This window comes from Streptomyces sp. NRRL F-5123, assembly GCF_000721495.1.
Taxonomy (GTDB): domain Bacteria; phylum Actinomycetota; class Actinomycetes; order Streptomycetales; family Streptomycetaceae; genus Actinacidiphila.
The window spans coordinates 81,877-96,938 of sequence record NZ_JOHY01000002.1 but is presented as its reverse complement, the minus strand read 5'-3'; the positions used below and the strand labels follow the sequence as shown (position 1 = coordinate 96,938).

Here is a 15,062-nt window from a genome sequence, read left to right as displayed (position 1 = left end):
CGGACAGTCGGCCCCGCCGGCCCGGTCCGACGATCGGACGGCCGGCAACCGAAGGTCCCACCCCTCCTCCCCGAAAGGCGACCCGGCGTGTACGAAGGCGTGGTCCAGGACCTGATCGACGAACTGGGCAGGCTGCCCGGCGTGGGTCCCAAGAGCGCGCAGCGGATCGCCTTCCACATCCTGCAGGCCGACCCCGCCGACGTGCGCCGGCTGGCGCACGTGCTGGCGGAGGTCAAGGCGAAGGTGCGCTTCTGCCAGGTGTGCGGGAACGTCGCGCAGGACGAGCTGTGCCGGGTGTGCCGGGATCCGCGCCGCGACGCTTCGGTGATCTGCGTCGTCGAGGAGCCCAAGGACGTGGTCGCGATCGAGCGCACCCGCGAGTTCCGCGGGAAATACCACGTGCTGGGCGGGGCGATCAGCCCGATCGACGGGGTCGGGCCGGACGATCTGCGGATCGCGGAGCTGCTGCGCAGGCTCGCCGACGACTCGGTCACCGAGTTGATCCTGGCGACCGACCCCAATCTGGAGGGCGAGGCGACCGCGACGTACCTCGCCCGGACGGTCAAACCTATGGGTTTGCGTGTGACGCGCCTGGCCAGCGGCCTGCCGGTGGGCGGCGACTTGGAGTACGCGGACGAGGTCACGCTGGGGCGGGCCTTCGAAGGGAGGCGGTTGCTCGATGTCTGAGACCGTGGTGAACAGGAACCCGGAGAGTCCCGCCGGTTCGGCGGGCGGTGGCGCGGCCGCAGTCGATCCGGTGGTGGCGCTGCCGCGCGAGCAGGAGCCGGACGAGTACGCCGTCCAGATCGCCGACCAGATCGAGAGCTTCATCCTCTCGGTCCGCGAGGTCGCCAAGGGCGACGACCCGGACAGCGCCGTGCCGTACCTGCTGCTGGAGGTATCGCAGCTGCTGCTGGCGGGCGGGCGGCTCGGGGCGCACGAGGACTTCGTGCCCGACGAGCGCTACGAGCCGGACGCCGGGCCCGAGCCCGATGAGGACGACCTGCGGCAGCGCCTCGCGGCGCTGCTGGAGCCGATCGACGTCTACTCCGAGGTCTTCGACCCGTACGTGCCCCGGTCGACGCCGGTGGCTTGCCGGATCTCGGACGACATGGCCGACGTGGTGGCCGATCTCACGCACGGGCTCACGCACTTCCGGGCCGGGCGGGTGTCGGAGGCGCTGTGGTGGTGGCAGTTCTCGTACCTGTCCAACTGGGGGTCGACGGCGAGCGCGAGCCTGCGGGCCCTGCAGTCGCTGGTGGCGCACGTACGGCTGGACAGCCCGCTGGACGAGCTGGACGGCCTGGACACGGGTGGCGAGGCGGACGACGAGGAGGAGCTGGCGGAGGAGGCCGGCCGCGTCATGGAGGCCGAGCTGGGGACGATGGGGCTGCGGCCGGCGCGGTGAGCCGCCCGCGGCGGCCGGGGCGGGGTCCGGGCGGGGCCTGGCGGGGCCTGGCGGGGGTCCGGCCTGGCGGGGTGAGGGCGGGTCCGGCGGTCGCCGGGGTGATCGCGTGATCATTCTCTGAGCGTCACATCTCACCATGCGATACGTTCCGGGCGAATCGTGCCTGCTCGTTAAACTGGGCCGACCGCATTCACATCCCTGAGCGAGGAGCGCACGTGGGCCTTGTCGTGCAGAAGTACGGCGGCTCCTCTGTCGCCGATGCCGAAGGCATCAAGCGGGTCGCACGCCGGATCGTGGACACCAAGAAGCACGGCCACCAGGTCGTCGTGGTGGTCTCGGCGATGGGCGACACGACGGACGAGCTGATCGATCTCGCGGAGCAGGTGTCGCCGATCCCGGCCGGCCGCGAATTCGACATGCTGCTGACCGCAGGAGAGCGCATCTCCATGGCGCTGCTGGCGATGGCGATCAAAAACCTCGGCCACGAAGCGCAGTCCTTCACCGGCAGCCAGGCGGGTGTGATCACCGACTCGGTGCACAACAAGGCGCGGATCATCGACGTCACGCCGGGCCGCATCCGTACCGCGCTCGACGAGGGCAACATCGCGATCGTCGCCGGCTTCCAGGGTGTGTCGCAGGACAAGAAGGACATCACCACGCTGGGGCGGGGCGGCTCGGACACGACGGCGGTCGCACTCGCGGCGGCGCTGGACGCCGAGGTCTGCGAGATCTACACGGACGTCGACGGCGTCTTCACCGCGGACCCGCGGGTGGTGAAGAAGGCCCGCAAGATGGACTGGATCGCCTTCGAGGACATGCTGGAGCTGGCGAGCTCCGGCTCGAAGGTGCTGCTGCACCGCTGCGTCGAGTACGCGCGGCGCTACAACATCCCGATCCATGTGCGCTCGTCCTTCTCCGGACTCCCGGGCACCTGGGTCAGCAACGAACGGCCCGAGGGGCTGGAAGCGCGGCCGGTGCCGCACCACGTCACGCAAGGAGGCAGCCCAGTGGAGCAGGCCATCATCTCCGGTGTCTCGCACGACACCTCGGAGGCGAAGATCACGGTCGTCGGGGTGCCGGACAAGCCGGGCGAGGCGGCGACGATCTTCCGGGCCATCGCGGACGCCGAGATCAACATCGACATGATCGTGCAGAACGTGTCCGCCGCCACGACGGCGCTGACCGACATCTCCTTCACGCTGCCGAAGGCCGAGGGCCACAAGGCGATGGAGGCGCTGCAGCGGGCGCAGACGGTGATCGCCTTCGACTCGCTGCGCTACGACGACCAGATCGGCAAGATCTCGCTGGTCGGGGCCGGGATGAAGACCAACCCCGGCGTGACGGCGACCTTCTTCGAGGCGCTGTCCAACGCGGGGGTCAACATCGAGCTGATCTCGACCTCGGAGATCCGCATCTCGGTCGTCACCCGGGCCGACGACGTGAACGCGGCGGTGCAGGCCGTGCACACGGCGTTCGGGCTGGACAGCGACAGCGACGAGGCCGTGGTCTACGGCGGTACCGGCCGCTGAGCTTCCGGAGTCCGCGGGGCCGGAGTCCCCGGAGTCCCCGGAGCTTTCGCAGCTTCCGGAGTTTCTGGCGGTGCTGGCGTAAGGATTCCGGCAAATCGGGTCGAAATCGGCTGAATCTGGTCGGAAGCTGGTCTGGACCACTTGAATCCGCCCGTGCAACCCTGGAGAATTTGCTCCCCCGTGGCCGCAACCGCCGGCCGCGGGGGAGCGTCTTTGTGTCAGCGCGCTACCGGGTGCTGTCCGGGGTGCTGCACACACACCGAATGTGAACGGGGGCCGTCGGTGCAAATCAGGCGCTGAGGGAAGAGCTGGTGCGCATGGGGATATATGACGCTCCGTCGGGTGGGGTGCCTTGCGCGTACAACCCTGACAGGGGGATGCGTGTCCAACTGGCGTGGCGGAGGCACTGGCTATCGATACGGCACTGGGACGAGCGGCGGTCGCACCCGCGGCCCGTCCGGCGCGCCCGGCCGACCCGGCCCGTGCGGTACGCCCGGCCGGAACGAAGCGGGCGCCGTACGGAGGGCTTCCGGTGATCGCGCCCTGGCCGGTGGCGCGGGTGACGCCTGCCGCACCGGACACGGCGACGACCGACAGCGGGCAGGACGGCCGATCGGACGACAGGCATGCGGACGAACGCGCCGACGGGCGGGCGGACGGACGCGGGGGAACTGACGCCGCGATGGCCGCCGGCACCACGGTCGACCACCTCACCGAGACCTACCGCGCCCACTACCGCGCCCTGCTGGGCCTCGCCGCCCTGCTGCTGGACGACACCGCGTCCTGCGAGGACGTCGTGCAGGAGGCCTTCATACGGGTGCACTCCGCCCGCAGCCGGGTCCGCGACCCCGACAAGACCCTCGCCTACCTCCGCCAGACGGTGGTCAACCTCTCGCGTTCCGCCCTGCGCCGCCGCATCCTCGGGCTGAAGCTGCTCTCCAAGCCCATGCCCGACATGGCGTCCGCGGAGGAGGGCGCGTACGAGCTGCTGGAGCGCGACCAGCTCAAGGCCGCGATGCGCTCCCTCCAGCGGCGCCAGCGCGAGGTGCTGGTGCTGCGCTACTTCGCCGACATGACCGAGGCGCAGGTCGCCGAGACGCTCGGGATATCGCTCGGCTCGGTGAAGGCGTACGGCTCGCGCGGCATCGCCGCCCTGCGGGTCGCGATGGAGAGCACGACATGACCGCAGCCCCCGACGGACACGACGACGACACCCCCGAAACCATGAACCGGCACCACCACACCCCAGGCCCCGACCGCGACCCCGCCTCCGCCCCCGGCGCCGACCCCCGCTCCGACACGGAGGCCGTCGCCGGAACCGGCGCCCTCCGCGAGGCCGGCGAGGAGGAGGCGCTGCGTGCCCTCTTCCACCAGGCCGTGCGCGACCTGCGGCCCGCGCCCGACGCACTGGACCACCTGCGCCACGCCGTGCCCGCCCGCCGGCTGCACCGGCGGCAGGCGATGGCCGGCAGCGTCGCGGCCCTGCTGCTGGTCGGCGCGGCGGTGCCCGCGCTGGTCCACGCGGCCGGCGCCACCGGCAGCCCCACCGCGGCCCCCGCCGGCCCGGGGAGCCCGCGCGCCTCGCACCCGGACGACGACGGCCGCGCCGACGCCTGGGGCACCAGCGGCGACGCAGGGGCGGACCGCACCGGGCCGGACGACGACGGCTCCGGCCGACAGGCCACGGCCTCCGGCGGCAGCGGCAACTCCGCAGGCCTGGCCACCAGCCCCGGCAGCCTCCCGACGGCCGCCGCCCCGGCCTGCTCCAGCACCCAGCTCGGCGGGGGCAGCAGCAACGCCGTCCCCGACCCCGACGGACACGTCCACGGGTGGTTCCGCGTCGCCAACGTCTCCACCTCCGCCTGCACCGTGCCGCCCGGCCCGGCCACCGTGGGGGTCATCGCCCAGGGCGCCGCCGACCCCGGGCAGATCACGGTCGTCAACCACACCGCGGGCGACGCCGCCACCGAGCTGCCCCCGCCCGCCGACGACGCGCAGCCGCTCGTCCTCGCCCCGGGCCAGACGTACGAGGTCGCCTTCGCCTGGGTGCCCGCCGACACCGGGCCGGGCGGCTGCCCGCCGACCGGCTCGCCGACGGCCAGCCCCACCGCGGCGCCCACCGCGACGGACACCCCCGCCGCTGCCGCCGAGGGTGCGGACGGCGCGGGCCCGGCCGCCGCGGCCAAGGCGGACGGCCCGGCCGGCGGCGGGCAGTCCGTCGGCACCCCGACCGCGACGGCGGCGCCGGCCGCCATCGCGCTGACCCACACCCCCGCCGCCGGCGCACCGCTCATCGTCGGCCCGACCCTCCAGGACGCCTGTGCGGGCACGGTCTACACCACCGCACCGATTGCCGAGAGCCCGCCCGCCGGCTCCTGACCGGCCGGGGCGCCCCCGCCCTGACCAGGGGGCGGCGGCAGGACCGGGTCCCGGTGGCGGGCGGCGCGCCGCTGCCCCGTACCGTGGGGGTGTGTACCGGTTCCTGCTCACCCCGCGCTGGCTGGCCGTCGGCGCGTTCGTGGTGCTCGCCGTCGTCGTGTGCGTCTTCATGGGCACCTGGCAGCTGAGCCGCTTCGAATTCCGGGTGGACCAGCACCGGGACGCCAAGAGCTCCCAGGCCCACGCGGCGGAGCAGAAGCCCGTCCCGCTCGGCGGGGTGCTGCCCGACACCAGGGCCGAGGTGCCCTCGGACGCCTCCGGCCGCCGGGTCACCGCGACCGGCCGCTACGACGCGGCGCACCAGATGCTCGTTCCGGACCGTCGGCTCGACGGACGCGACGGCTACTACGTGCTCACCCCGCTGCGGCTCGACGGCGGCGCCGCGCTGCCGGTCGTTCGCGGCTGGCTGCCGGGCACGGCGCCCGCGGGCGGCCCGGCGGACGGCGGTGCCGCCGGCGGGGCGGTGCCGGCCGCTCCCTCCGGCGAGGTCACCGTCACCGGCGCGCTGCAATACCCGGAGACGGCGGGCAGCAACGGGGTGCCCACCGCGCCCGGCGGGCTCCCCTCCGGGCAGCTGGGCATCATCAGCGCCGCATCCCTGGTCAACCTCCTTCCGTATCCCGTCTACAACGGCTGGATCACCGCGACCGAGGCCGCCGCACCCCTGAAGGCCGTACCGCCGGTGGCGCCACCGAACAGCGGGCTGGACCTCAAGGCCTTCCAGAACCTCGGCTACACCGGCCAGTGGTTCGTCTTCGCCGGCTTCGTCGTCTTCATGTACTTCCGGCTGGCCCGGCGGGAGGCCGAGGCCCGCGCCGACGCCGAGCTGGGGATCCTCCCCCCGCCCGGCCCCGGCCCGGGGGCGGGACCCGGAGCCGGAACCGGGGCGAGGGCCGGGTCAGCCGCCCACGTGGCGTAGGGCGAAGGCCAGCTCCAGCCGGACCTGCTTGATGCGCTCCTCCACGACGAGCGAGCCGTGGCCCGCGTCGTAGCGGTACACCTCGTGGGGCTTGTCCAGTGTCCGCAGCCGCTCCACGTAGTTGTCGATCTGGCGTATCGGGCAGCGCGGGTCGTTCATCCCCGCGCTGATGTAGACCGGCGCGGTGACCTGCTCCACGTATGTCAGCGGCGAGGAGGCCTCGTAGCGCTCGGGCACCTCGGCGGGGGAGCCGCCGAAGAGCGTGCGGTCCAGCGACTTGAGCGCCTCCATCTCGTCGGCGTACGCCGTCGGGTAGTCCGCGACCGGCACCGCGGCTATGCCCACCGCCCAGTCGCCGGGCTGGGTACCGAGGCCCAGCAGCGTCAGATAGCCGCCCCACGAGCCGCCGGTGAGCACCAGCCGTGCCGGGTCTGCCAGGCCCGACTCCACCGCCCATGTGCGGACCGCGGCTATGTCCTCCAGTTCGATGAGGCCCACCCGGTGCTTGAGCGCGTCCGTCCACTCCCGGCCGTAGCCGGTCGACCCGCGGTAGTTGACCCGCACCACCGCGAAGCCGTGGTCCAGCCAGGCGGCGGGGCCTGCGGCGAAGGAGTCCGACTCGTGCCACGTCGGGCCGCCGTGCACCTCGAAGACGGTCGGCAGCGGCATGGCGTCCGGCCCGGCGCCGGGCGGGCGCTGCACCAGGGCGTGGATGAGGCCGCCCGGCCCCTGCACCCAGACGTCCTCCACCGGCACCGAGTCGGGTGCCCGCAGCCCGGCCGCCTCCAGCACGACCGCACCGGTGGTGGAGCGCACCGCGGGCGGCCGCTCCGCAGAGGACCACAGGTACTCCACCGTGCCGTCAGGCCGGGAGGTGGCGCCGCCGACCGAGCCGCGCGGGGTGTCCAGCGCGGTCAGCGTGCCCTCTGCCAGGTCGTACCGGAACAGCTCGCTGCGGGCGTGGTAGTCGTGCACCAGCAGCAGCGCCCCGGCGTCCGGATACCACTCGGCCTGCACGTCGCCCGGCAGGTCTATCGACGGGAAGGTCTGCTCGCCGCTCGCCACGTCCCAGATCAGCGGCAGCCAGCGGTCGGAGCGCTGGTGGCCGACCAGCAGCCGGGTATCGCCGCGCACCGGGGCGAAGCCCCAGCTGTCGAGGCCCAGTTCGCGTACGCCACCCTCGGTGTCGTCCAACTCCGCGACCACCGAGCCGTCCGCGACCCGCAGCACCCGCAGGGCGCTGTGCATCGCGTCGCCGTGCTCGGTGTGCTCGATGACGACGAGCGTCCCGTCCTCCGAGAGGTCGCCGACGCCCGCGGACTCCTCGTGCCGGTAGATCTCGTAGGGCTCCGCACCGCCTGGCGGCACGACGTGCACGGTCGTGCCCTCGTCGTCCGTCGAGCGGCCGACGACCGCGACACCGCCGACACCGAGCGCCACGCCCGCGGGATAGGAGGGGGCGAGGCCGGGGGCGGCCGGTATGTCCTCACCTCCGCCGAACGGCTGGCGCATCCACACGCCGAACTCGTCCCCGTTCGTGTCTGAGAACCACCAGACCCACTCGCCGTCCCGGCTCAGCGTGCCCTCCGTCGTGCCGTTCGGCCGGTCGGTGACCTGGCGGCGCTCGCCCGTACGGCGATCCCACGCGTACAGCTCGTACGTGCCCGTCACGTCGGAGACGTACAGATTGCGCTCCGGGGCGTCCTCCGCCCACTCCGGCAGGCCCACGCGCGGTGCGCGGTACCTCTTCTCCCAGTCGGGGAGCCGGCCGTGGGGCTCGCGCCGGGACACGGTGTGCTCCCCCGCGGAGCCGGCAGGGGCCTCCTGCGCGTGCGCGGGGGCGTGCGCGGGGGGAGGGGCCGTGAGGGTGGCGGGCGCCCCGGGCGCGGTGGCGTCGGCAGCCGGGCCGGCCGGAGCAGCCGCGGGCGAGGCCGGTGCTACGGGCTGGGCCGATACGGCGGGCGCCGCGTCGGATGCGGGTGCGGACCCGCTGGCGGATCCGGTCGTCTCGTTCATGCATCCATCATGCTCCGCCGGGCACGCCTCACGAGCGGCCCTCGCCCAGGCTGTGGATAACTCTGGGCAGGGGCCTGACAAAGCGGGGAGCTGCGTTATTCCTGGGACGTGGGGCCCGAGGCGTCGGCGGTCTCCGGGACGTCGTCGCTGCCGCGCACCACGACCACCGGGCACTCCGCGTGGACGGTCACGGTGTGGCTGACCGAGCCGAGCAGGGTGGCGCGGAAGGTGCCGTGGCCGCGGACGCCGACCACGATGAGGTCGGCGTCCTCCTCGTCCGCGCGGTCCAGGATCGCCTGGGCCGGGTTGCCCAGCACGACGACCTGCTCGACGGTCTCCGCCTGGGTCGGCGGGAGGGCGTCCTTGACCGCCTCCGCGAGCGCCTGGGCGGCGGGCTCCTCCATGTCCAGGTCCTGCGGGAGGCCGGGGACGCCCGCCCAGCCGAATGCCCCCGGCAGCTCCCAGGCGATGACGGCGACGAGCCTGCCGCCGGTCAGCTCGGCCTGGCGGCCGGCCCAGCGCAGAGCCTGCACCGAGGGCGCCGAGCCGTCGACCCCGACGATGATCGTGTCGTTCGGCATCCTGTCGGCCTTTCGCTTGCGCGGGCGGGTGGACGGATGGGCGGTTACCCGCTGATTCGCAGCGTAAGCATGGGCCGGGGGCGGCGCGACCGGAGCGGGAGCCCGCGAGGGCTGCGGCGGGCCGGGGCACGGCGGGCCGTCCTCGCGCGCAGCCCCCCGTCCTCGTCTGTTCGCCGTGCCGGGTGCTCAGGAGCGGGCGGCCGCGTCCAGCAGGGGGGCCAGCTCGGTGGTGACCGTGGTCAGGGGGGTGGTGGACTCGTGCGCGCGGCAGAGGAGGATCGCGCCCTCCAGGGCGGAGATCATCAGGGTCGCCAGGGCCGGGGCGCGGCCGGCGGGAACGGCGAGGGTGACCAGTGCCGCGGTCAGGGGGGTGGTCCAGGCCGTGAAGGCGGAGGCCGTCGCCGCGCGGGCGGACGGGGTGGAGGCCGTGGAGTCGACGGTGGCGGCGGCCACCGGGCAGCCGGTGAGGAAGCCCTCGGACTCGAACTCGTCGATCCATTGCTGGGCCATCGCGGCGAAGAGCGCACCGGGGGTGGGCTCCGGCAGGGAGGCCAGGTAGTGGTCGACGCGCTTGCCGGCGTAGCGGCCGGCCCACGAGACGGCCTCATTGACGACCTGTTCCTTGCCGCCGGGGAAGTAGTGCTGGAGCGAACCGCGCGGGGCCTCGGCGTGGGCGGCGATGTCGCGCATGCCCGTCGCGCCGACGCCGTCGCGCCGGATGAGTTGGGCCGCGGCGAAGACCATACGCTCCCGCGGGCCGTGGGTGCGGGGTGCGGTCATCGCCGGCCTCCTCAGGGTCGGTCCAGCTTATAGACGCCGCTCGGGCCGTCGGCGGTGTACGCCAGGTGCGCGGCGGGAAGGTGCCGCCCCAGCGCGCCGAGCAGCGCGGGCCTGCCGGGCAGCACAGTCGCGGTGACGCGCCGGACGCCGCGGGCGCGGGCCCTGGCGAGCAGCAGCTCCAGCATCGCGCGGCCGGCGCCCTGCCGCTGCCAGGGGTCGCCGACGAGGAGGCCCAGCTCCGCGGCCGTTTCGCCCGCATCGCGCGCGTTGCCCGTGGGGGCGGCGAGGCTGGCCAGGCCGATCAGCCGGTTCCGTGAGCCGCCCCGCGCGTACGCCACCACCGCGTCGTGACGGTCGGGACTGCCCGCGAGCGCCTGCTCCAGATACTCCTCCGGGAGAGCGCGCACCTGGCCGAAGAAGCGCAGCCGGATCGTCTCGGGCGAGCAGACGGCGAACAGGGCGTGCAGTGCGGGCGCGTCGGAAGGGCGTACGGGCTCGGTCCGCCAGCGCCCGGCCGGGGCCGCGGATGTCGTCGCGGGTGGGGTGCGCGCGGCTCCGTACGCCGTCCGCGCGCGGGCCGGGGCCGCCGTGGGGAGAGGAGGCTCCGCGTCCCCGGGCAGCCGGGCCGAAGCCCCTATGACGGTCGTCATAGGGACCAGTATTATGACGTGTGTCATAGGCCGCAACCCGGCCTCGGCCCGCCGGGGAGGCCCGGCGGCAACGGCGGAAGGGGCGCGCCCGCATGCACGGAAGAAGAATCGGTTTTCTCGGGCTCGGCGTCATGGGGCGGCCCATGGCGCTCAACCTGCAGCGGCGGCAGCCGACGGGCGCGCCGCTCACGGTGTGGAACAGGACGCCCGCGAAGTGCGCGGAACTGCGGGGGGCGGGGGCCGTCGTCGCCGATTCCGCCGCGGAGGTGCTGCGTACATGCGACGTCGTCTTCCTGATGCTCGCCGACGGCGCGTCCGTCGACGACGTCCTCGGCCGCGGTACGGACGCCTTCGCCGGCCGGGTGCGGGGACGGACGCTCGTCCACATGGGCACCACCTCGCCCGGTTACTCGCACGCGCTGGAGTCGGACGTCCGCGCGGCGGGCGGACGTTACGTCGAGGCGCCGGTGTCCGGGTCGCGCGTGCCCGCGGAGGACGGGCAGCTGATCGCGATGCTCGCCGGTGAGCAGGCGGCGGCGGACGCCGTACGGCCGCTGCTCGCGCCCGTGTGCCGGGACGCGTTCGACTGCGGCCCGGTGCCGAACGCCCTGCTCACGAAGCTGGCCGTGAACCTCTTCCTGATCACCATGGTCACCGGCCTCACCGAGGCCTACCACTTCGCCGACCGGCACGGTCTGGACCGGGACCGCTTCCTCGCCGTGCTCGACGCCGGGCCCATGGCCAGCGCCGTCTCGCGCATGAAGGCGCCCAAGCTGCGCGAGCGCGACTTCGCCGTCCAGGCGGGCGCAGTGGACGTGCTGAAGAACAACCGGCTCATCGCCGACGCGGCCCGCGCGGCCGGGCTCGCCTCCCCGCTGCTCGACGTCTGCCACGCCCTCTTCTCCGAAACCGTGGCAATGGGCCACGGCGACGGCGACATGGTCGCGGTCCTGCACGCCATCGAGGCCCGCACGTCCGCCGACGCGCAGGAGCGGGACGCCGCGGCGCCGCACGGCGGGTGACAGGCCGGCACATTGCCGTGCCGCCGCATTGTGCCGCGCCGCCGGTCGTGCCGCCGCAATGTGCCGCGTTCTGCGGCTCCGACGGGCGGCTCCGCCCACCGGCCGCGTTTCCGTCCGCGGTGCCGGGGTGGGGGCCGGGGCACCGCGGACGGAGGGTCCGTCAGGACAGCGTCGCGCAGATGTCCTCGTACGGACCGATCAGGGCCAGCAGCTCCCTGCTGGTCCGGCCGTCGACCGTGGTGATCTTCACCGACATGAAGGTGCTCGCCACGATCCACTTGTTGTGGACCGGCCGGTCGGTGGTGTGGAAACCCGCCGACCAGTCGTTCCCGCTGAGGATGTACGAGTCGGGGGTGGGGTAGGTGATCACGCCCGTGCCGGAGATGTCGCGCACGATGGTCCTGCCGGTGTCCACGTTGGTGACCCGCATGAGCAGCGGGCCGTCCTCGATCGCGAAGACGGGGGTGCCGGCGGAGTCCGTCCAGGTCCGCATCCGCAGGTCGCTCACCGGGAACTCGGTGTGCGTGGGGAAGGCGCAGACCTCGCCCGCGGGGTAGTCCCTGGGCGACTCGGTCGGGTAGGTCACCACCGGGCCCTGCAGGCCCCGCACGTTCGCCGGTACGCCCGGCAGGTCCGGGACGGTGTTCGCGGGCGCCGCCTGCGCCTGTGCAGGTGCCGCGAGGACGGCGACCAGCGCGCCCGCCGCCAGTGCCGCCGCGCCCGCCGCCCGGGTGGGGGTCCGCCGGACAGTCCCTGCGTCCGGTGTGCCTGCCTGCCGCGCCGCGGTCCATTGCCGTGCCTTCATGCCACGTCCTCCCGTTCCGTGTGCGCGCCGCCGCCCCCTTGCGACGGCACGTGCCCTGCTCCTCCGCGCGGCAGGATGTGCCGCCGCGCGGTGTCGTGCGGTCCGTGTTCCCGTTTCGCGCCGCCACGGCCGGGCGCCGTGCCATGTGCCCGCGCAGCACCGTCCGGACGGCGCATCGCCGTTCGCGGGCGGCGCTTTCGAGCTCCCCCCGTACGCTCGAAAGCGCCGCGCACACACCACCGTGCCGGGCGAAGAGGACGACGGCGGTACGTTTCGGCCTTGGCCGAAGCGAAAGCCGGGCGAGAGCCGAAGCGAATGGGGGACGTTCGTGCGCATCCACTTCACACTGACCGACCTGGCCCGCACCCGGATCGCGGGCCGCCCCAGCCCGCTGGCGGCCGCCACCTTCAGTGCCTTCCGGCTCACCCAGCGGGCGGGCGCGCCGCGGCTCGACGACTGGCGGCGGCTGGTGCGTGTCGGGTTCGCGCTCCTCGACGCCCCGGGGCCGCGCCGGCAGCGGCCCTGGCAGACGTATTTCGCGCAGCTCACGGCCTCGGACCCGGCCCATCCCGTGCCGCGCTTCCTGCGCCCGCACATCGGCCTGGAGAGCCTGGAGGACGAGCTGGAGCGGCTGCTCGGCACGCCCTCGCGGGTACTGCGCGCCGACCTGGAATACGTCGGGCGGCACCGCCCGCTGCCGGGCTGGACCCGCGACCTCGCCGCGGGGGACCCGGCCACCGTGGAAGGCCTCGCCGCGGCCGTACGCAGGTACCACCGGGTGGCCGTGGCGCCGTACTGGCGACGGATCACCACGGCGCTCGCCGCGGACCGCGCCGCCCGCACCCGGCAGCTGGGAGAGGGCGGCATGGAGAAGGTGCTGGACGGCCTCGGGCCCCATGTACGGTGGCGGCCGCCGGTCCTGGAGGTGCGGACCGTGGCGCCGCTCGCGTACGACTACCACCTGCGCGGGCGCGGACTCGTCCTCGCGCCAGGGGCCTTCGGCGGGTACGTGCCGTGCGATCCGGACGACGAGCAGCCGACGCTCTACTACGAGGTCGGGGCGGGCGCGGGCGCGGGTGCCCCGGACCCGTTCGCGCCACCGCCGGGCGGCGGGGCGCCTTACGAGGGCCTGGCGGCGCTGATCGGGCACAGCAGGGCGGCGGTGCTCGAAGTCATCGCGGACGGTGTGACGACCGGCCGGCTCGCCCGGCGTGTCGGGCTGTCTCCCGCGTCGGCGAGCGAGCACGCGGGCGTGCTGCGGCGGGCGGGGCTCGTGGTGACGCGGCGCAGCGGGCGGTGGAGCTTTCACAGCCTGACGGCGTTGGGGGCGGAGCTTCTCGCTGCCGCGGGCGGGGATGTCGTGCGGGGCTGAGCTGTTTTCCGCACCCTCTCGGCCCGGGGGCGGGGCGCGGTTGCCGTGCGGCGGCCCGCCGGTGGGAGGTTGTTCGCGCCGTTCTCCGTGCCGTCTTCGGCGACCGTCCCATGGCTCCCGGACGGCCGCGGCCATTCGGCTGGTCTGGGGGCGGGGGTACGTGTGTCGGGCGGGGGACGGGGACTGATCGTCAGATCGTAAGGGCGCTCGTGTGCGCTCTGCCACGACTGTCGACGTCCCCCTGGGAGCTTCCCATGCGTCTGTTCGCGCGCGGTCTGTCGGCCGCCGCCCTGGTGCTCGCACCGCTGGCCGTGGCAGGTACGCCTGCCGTGGCCGCCATTCCGCTGCCCACGCCGGAGGCGACGCTCGCCCCGCTGCGCACGCACGACAACGCGATCGCCGGGCAGTACATCGTCACGCTCGACAAGACGCTGGACCCGGCGTCGACGGCGCAGAAGATCGGCGTCGCGCCCTTCTTCACCTACAGCAGCGCGCTGCGCGGCTTCGCCATCACGCTCACGGCGACGGAGCTGGACACGGTGCGCAGGATGCCGGGGGTGACGTCGGTCGAGCAGAACGCCACGGTCAGCGCCTTCGGGTTCGCGCACACGACGGACACCGCCGCGCCGCTGCTCGACCCGACCGGCAGCAGGGTCAAGGCGAACTCGTGGGGGCTGGACCGCATCGACCAGCGGCAGCTACCGCTGGACGGGCAGTTCAACACGGTGGGCAAGGGCGCGGGCGCGACCGCGTACATCATGGACACCGGCATCGACTTCGGGCACAGCGAGTTCGGCGGGCGGGCCGTGCCGGGCTACGACGCGGTCGGCGACGGGCGCGACGGGCAGGACTGCCAGGGGCACGGCACGCATGTGGCGGGCACGGTCGGCGGCGCCACCTTCGGCGTCGCGCCGCAGGCGAAGCTGGTCAGCGTGCGGGTGCTGGGCTGCGACGGGACGGGCAGCTGGGCCGGGGTCGTCGCCGGCTTCGACTGGATCGCCAAGAACGCGCAGCAGCCGGCCGTGCTGAACGCCTCGCTCGGCGGCGGCTACTCGCAGGCCGTCAACGACGCGGCCGACGCGGTCGCCGACGCCGGCGTGCTGCCGGTGGTGGCCGCGGGCAACAGCAGCGAGGACGCGTGCAACGCCTCCCCGGCGAGCGCGGTCGGCGCCTTCACGGTCGGCGCCACCACCTCCGCCGACCAGCAGGCGAGCTTCAGCAACTTCGGCCGCTGCCTGGACATCTACGCTCCCGGCCAGGACATCGTCTCCGCCCGGCTCGGCGGCGGCAGCGTCGCGGAGTCCGGTACGTCGATGGCGAGCCCGCACGTCGCGGGGGTGGCGCTGCTCTACAAGGCGACGCACCCGACCGCCGACACGGCGGAGGTCGGCAGCTGGCTGCTCGGCGCCTCCACGCAGGGCGTGCTGGCCGTGAGCCCGGACTCCCCGAACAACCTGCTCTACACCGGCGGTCTCTGACGCCTTACGGCCCCTTCCCGGGCCTCCGCGAGCCGTCTCGTCGCCACGAGGCGGCTCGCGCGC

Annotated in this window: 13 protein-coding genes and 1 pseudogene; 9 read left to right on the top strand and 5 right to left on the bottom strand. The window is 74.1% G+C overall.

Features of this window, described 5'->3' with window-relative positions; genetic code table 11:
• Nucleotides 1-87 precede the first annotated feature (87 nt).
• From recR to IH54_RS0102165, 6 genes are all read left to right on the top strand, one after another.
• On the top strand, nt 88-687 hold the full coding sequence (recR, locus tag IH54_RS0102190) for a recombination mediator RecR (RefSeq protein WP_031512442.1): 600 nt from the start codon (nt 88-90) through the stop codon (nt 685-687).
• Nucleotides 680-1,408 (top strand): DUF5063 domain-containing protein, encoded by a 729-nt coding sequence (locus IH54_RS0102185; protein WP_078861872.1) that lies wholly within the window; start codon nt 680-682, stop codon nt 1,406-1,408. The genes recR and IH54_RS0102185 overlap by 8 nt, the downstream gene beginning before the upstream one ends.
• A gap of 215 nt (nt 1,409-1,623) precedes the next feature.
• On the top strand, nt 1,624-2,937 hold the full coding sequence (locus IH54_RS0102180) for an aspartate kinase (protein WP_031512440.1): 1,314 nt from the start codon (nt 1,624-1,626) through the stop codon (nt 2,935-2,937).
• A gap of 532 nt (nt 2,938-3,469) precedes the next feature.
• On the top strand, nt 3,470-4,120 hold the full coding sequence (locus IH54_RS0102175) for a SigE family RNA polymerase sigma factor (protein ID WP_107060075.1): 651 nt from the start codon (nt 3,470-3,472) through the stop codon (nt 4,118-4,120).
• Entirely contained in the window at nt 4,117-5,316 is a 1,200-nt protein-coding gene (locus tag IH54_RS0102170; RefSeq protein ID WP_052396985.1) for a hypothetical protein, read from the top strand. The genes IH54_RS0102175 and IH54_RS0102170 overlap by 4 nt, the downstream gene beginning before the upstream one ends.
• 91 nt (nt 5,317-5,407) lie before the next feature.
• Complete coding sequence (locus tag IH54_RS0102165; protein WP_052396984.1) at nt 5,408-6,295, top strand: SURF1 family protein; 888 nt, start codon at nt 5,408-5,410, stop codon at nt 6,293-6,295.
• On the opposite strand, the gene IH54_RS0102160 is transcribed toward IH54_RS0102165, so the two are convergent.
• The 4 genes from IH54_RS0102160 to IH54_RS41310 form a co-directional block, all read right to left on the bottom strand.
• Nucleotides 6,275-8,311, bottom strand: a complete 2,037-nt coding sequence (locus tag IH54_RS0102160) for a prolyl oligopeptidase family serine peptidase (protein ID WP_078861871.1) — start codon at nt 8,309-8,311, stop codon at nt 6,275-6,277. The two genes, IH54_RS0102165 and IH54_RS0102160, sit on opposite strands and share 21 nt — an antisense overlap.
• 95 nt (nt 8,312-8,406) lie before the next feature.
• Complete coding sequence (locus IH54_RS0102155; RefSeq protein ID WP_052396983.1) at nt 8,407-8,892, bottom strand: universal stress protein; 486 nt, start codon at nt 8,890-8,892, stop codon at nt 8,407-8,409.
• A 186-nt stretch (nt 8,893-9,078) separates the two neighbouring features.
• The gene (locus tag IH54_RS0102150) at nt 9,079-9,672 is read right to left on the bottom strand and encodes a TetR/AcrR family transcriptional regulator (RefSeq protein ID WP_031512431.1); all 594 of its coding nucleotides are present in this window, start codon (nt 9,670-9,672) and stop codon (nt 9,079-9,081) included.
• An 11-nt stretch (nt 9,673-9,683) separates the two neighbouring features.
• Nucleotides 9,684-10,322, bottom strand: a complete 639-nt coding sequence (locus IH54_RS41310) for a GNAT family N-acetyltransferase (RefSeq protein WP_031512430.1) — start codon at nt 10,320-10,322, stop codon at nt 9,684-9,686.
• A 71-nt stretch (nt 10,323-10,393) separates the two neighbouring features.
• On the opposite strand from IH54_RS41310, the pseudogene IH54_RS0102140 reads away from it, so the two are divergent.
• Nucleotides 10,394-11,344 (top strand): annotated as a pseudogene (locus tag IH54_RS0102140) (NAD(P)-dependent oxidoreductase); the annotation flags it as partial.
• A gap of 160 nt (nt 11,345-11,504) precedes the next feature.
• Here IH54_RS0102140 and IH54_RS41305 read toward each other — a convergent pair.
• Nucleotides 11,505-12,149, bottom strand: coding sequence for a hypothetical protein (locus tag IH54_RS41305; protein WP_052396982.1), 645 nt, complete (start codon nt 12,147-12,149; stop codon nt 11,505-11,507).
• A 328-nt stretch (nt 12,150-12,477) separates the two neighbouring features.
• Between IH54_RS41305 and IH54_RS0102130 the strand changes: the two genes are divergently transcribed.
• Entirely contained in the window at nt 12,478-13,521 is a 1,044-nt protein-coding gene (locus tag IH54_RS0102130; RefSeq protein WP_031512426.1) for an ArsR/SmtB family transcription factor, read from the top strand.
• Nucleotides 13,522-13,775: 254 nt separating this feature from the next.
• Nucleotides 13,776-14,999, top strand: a complete 1,224-nt coding sequence (locus tag IH54_RS0102125; protein WP_031512425.1) for a S8 family peptidase — start codon at nt 13,776-13,778, stop codon at nt 14,997-14,999.
• Nucleotides 15,000-15,062 lie beyond the last annotated feature (63 nt).

What these genes read in the sequence shown, in the direction of transcription:
- IH54_RS0102185 (WP_078861872.1), top strand. Translation starts at nt 680, where the DNA reads ATGTCTGAGACCGTGGTGAACAGGAACCCGGAGAGTCCCGCCGGTTCG.
- IH54_RS0102170 (WP_052396985.1), top strand. Translation starts at nt 4,117, where the DNA reads ATGACCGCAGCCCCCGACGGACACGACGACGACACCCCCGAAACCATG.
- IH54_RS0102160 (WP_078861871.1), bottom strand. Translation starts at nt 8,311, where the DNA reads ATGAACGAGACGACCGGATCCGCCAGCGGGTCCGCACCCGCATCCGAC.
- IH54_RS0102155 (WP_052396983.1), bottom strand. Translation starts at nt 8,892, where the DNA reads ATGCCGAACGACACGATCATCGTCGGGGTCGACGGCTCGGCGCCCTCG.
- IH54_RS0102150 (WP_031512431.1), bottom strand. Translation starts at nt 9,672, where the DNA reads ATGACCGCACCCCGCACCCACGGCCCGCGGGAGCGTATGGTCTTCGCC.
- IH54_RS41310 (WP_031512430.1), bottom strand. Translation starts at nt 10,322, where the DNA reads ATGACGACCGTCATAGGGGCTTCGGCCCGGCTGCCCGGGGACGCGGAG.
- IH54_RS41305 (WP_052396982.1), bottom strand. Translation starts at nt 12,149, where the DNA reads ATGAAGGCACGGCAATGGACCGCGGCGCGGCAGGCAGGCACACCGGAC.
- IH54_RS0102125 (WP_031512425.1), top strand. Translation starts at nt 13,776, where the DNA reads ATGCGTCTGTTCGCGCGCGGTCTGTCGGCCGCCGCCCTGGTGCTCGCA.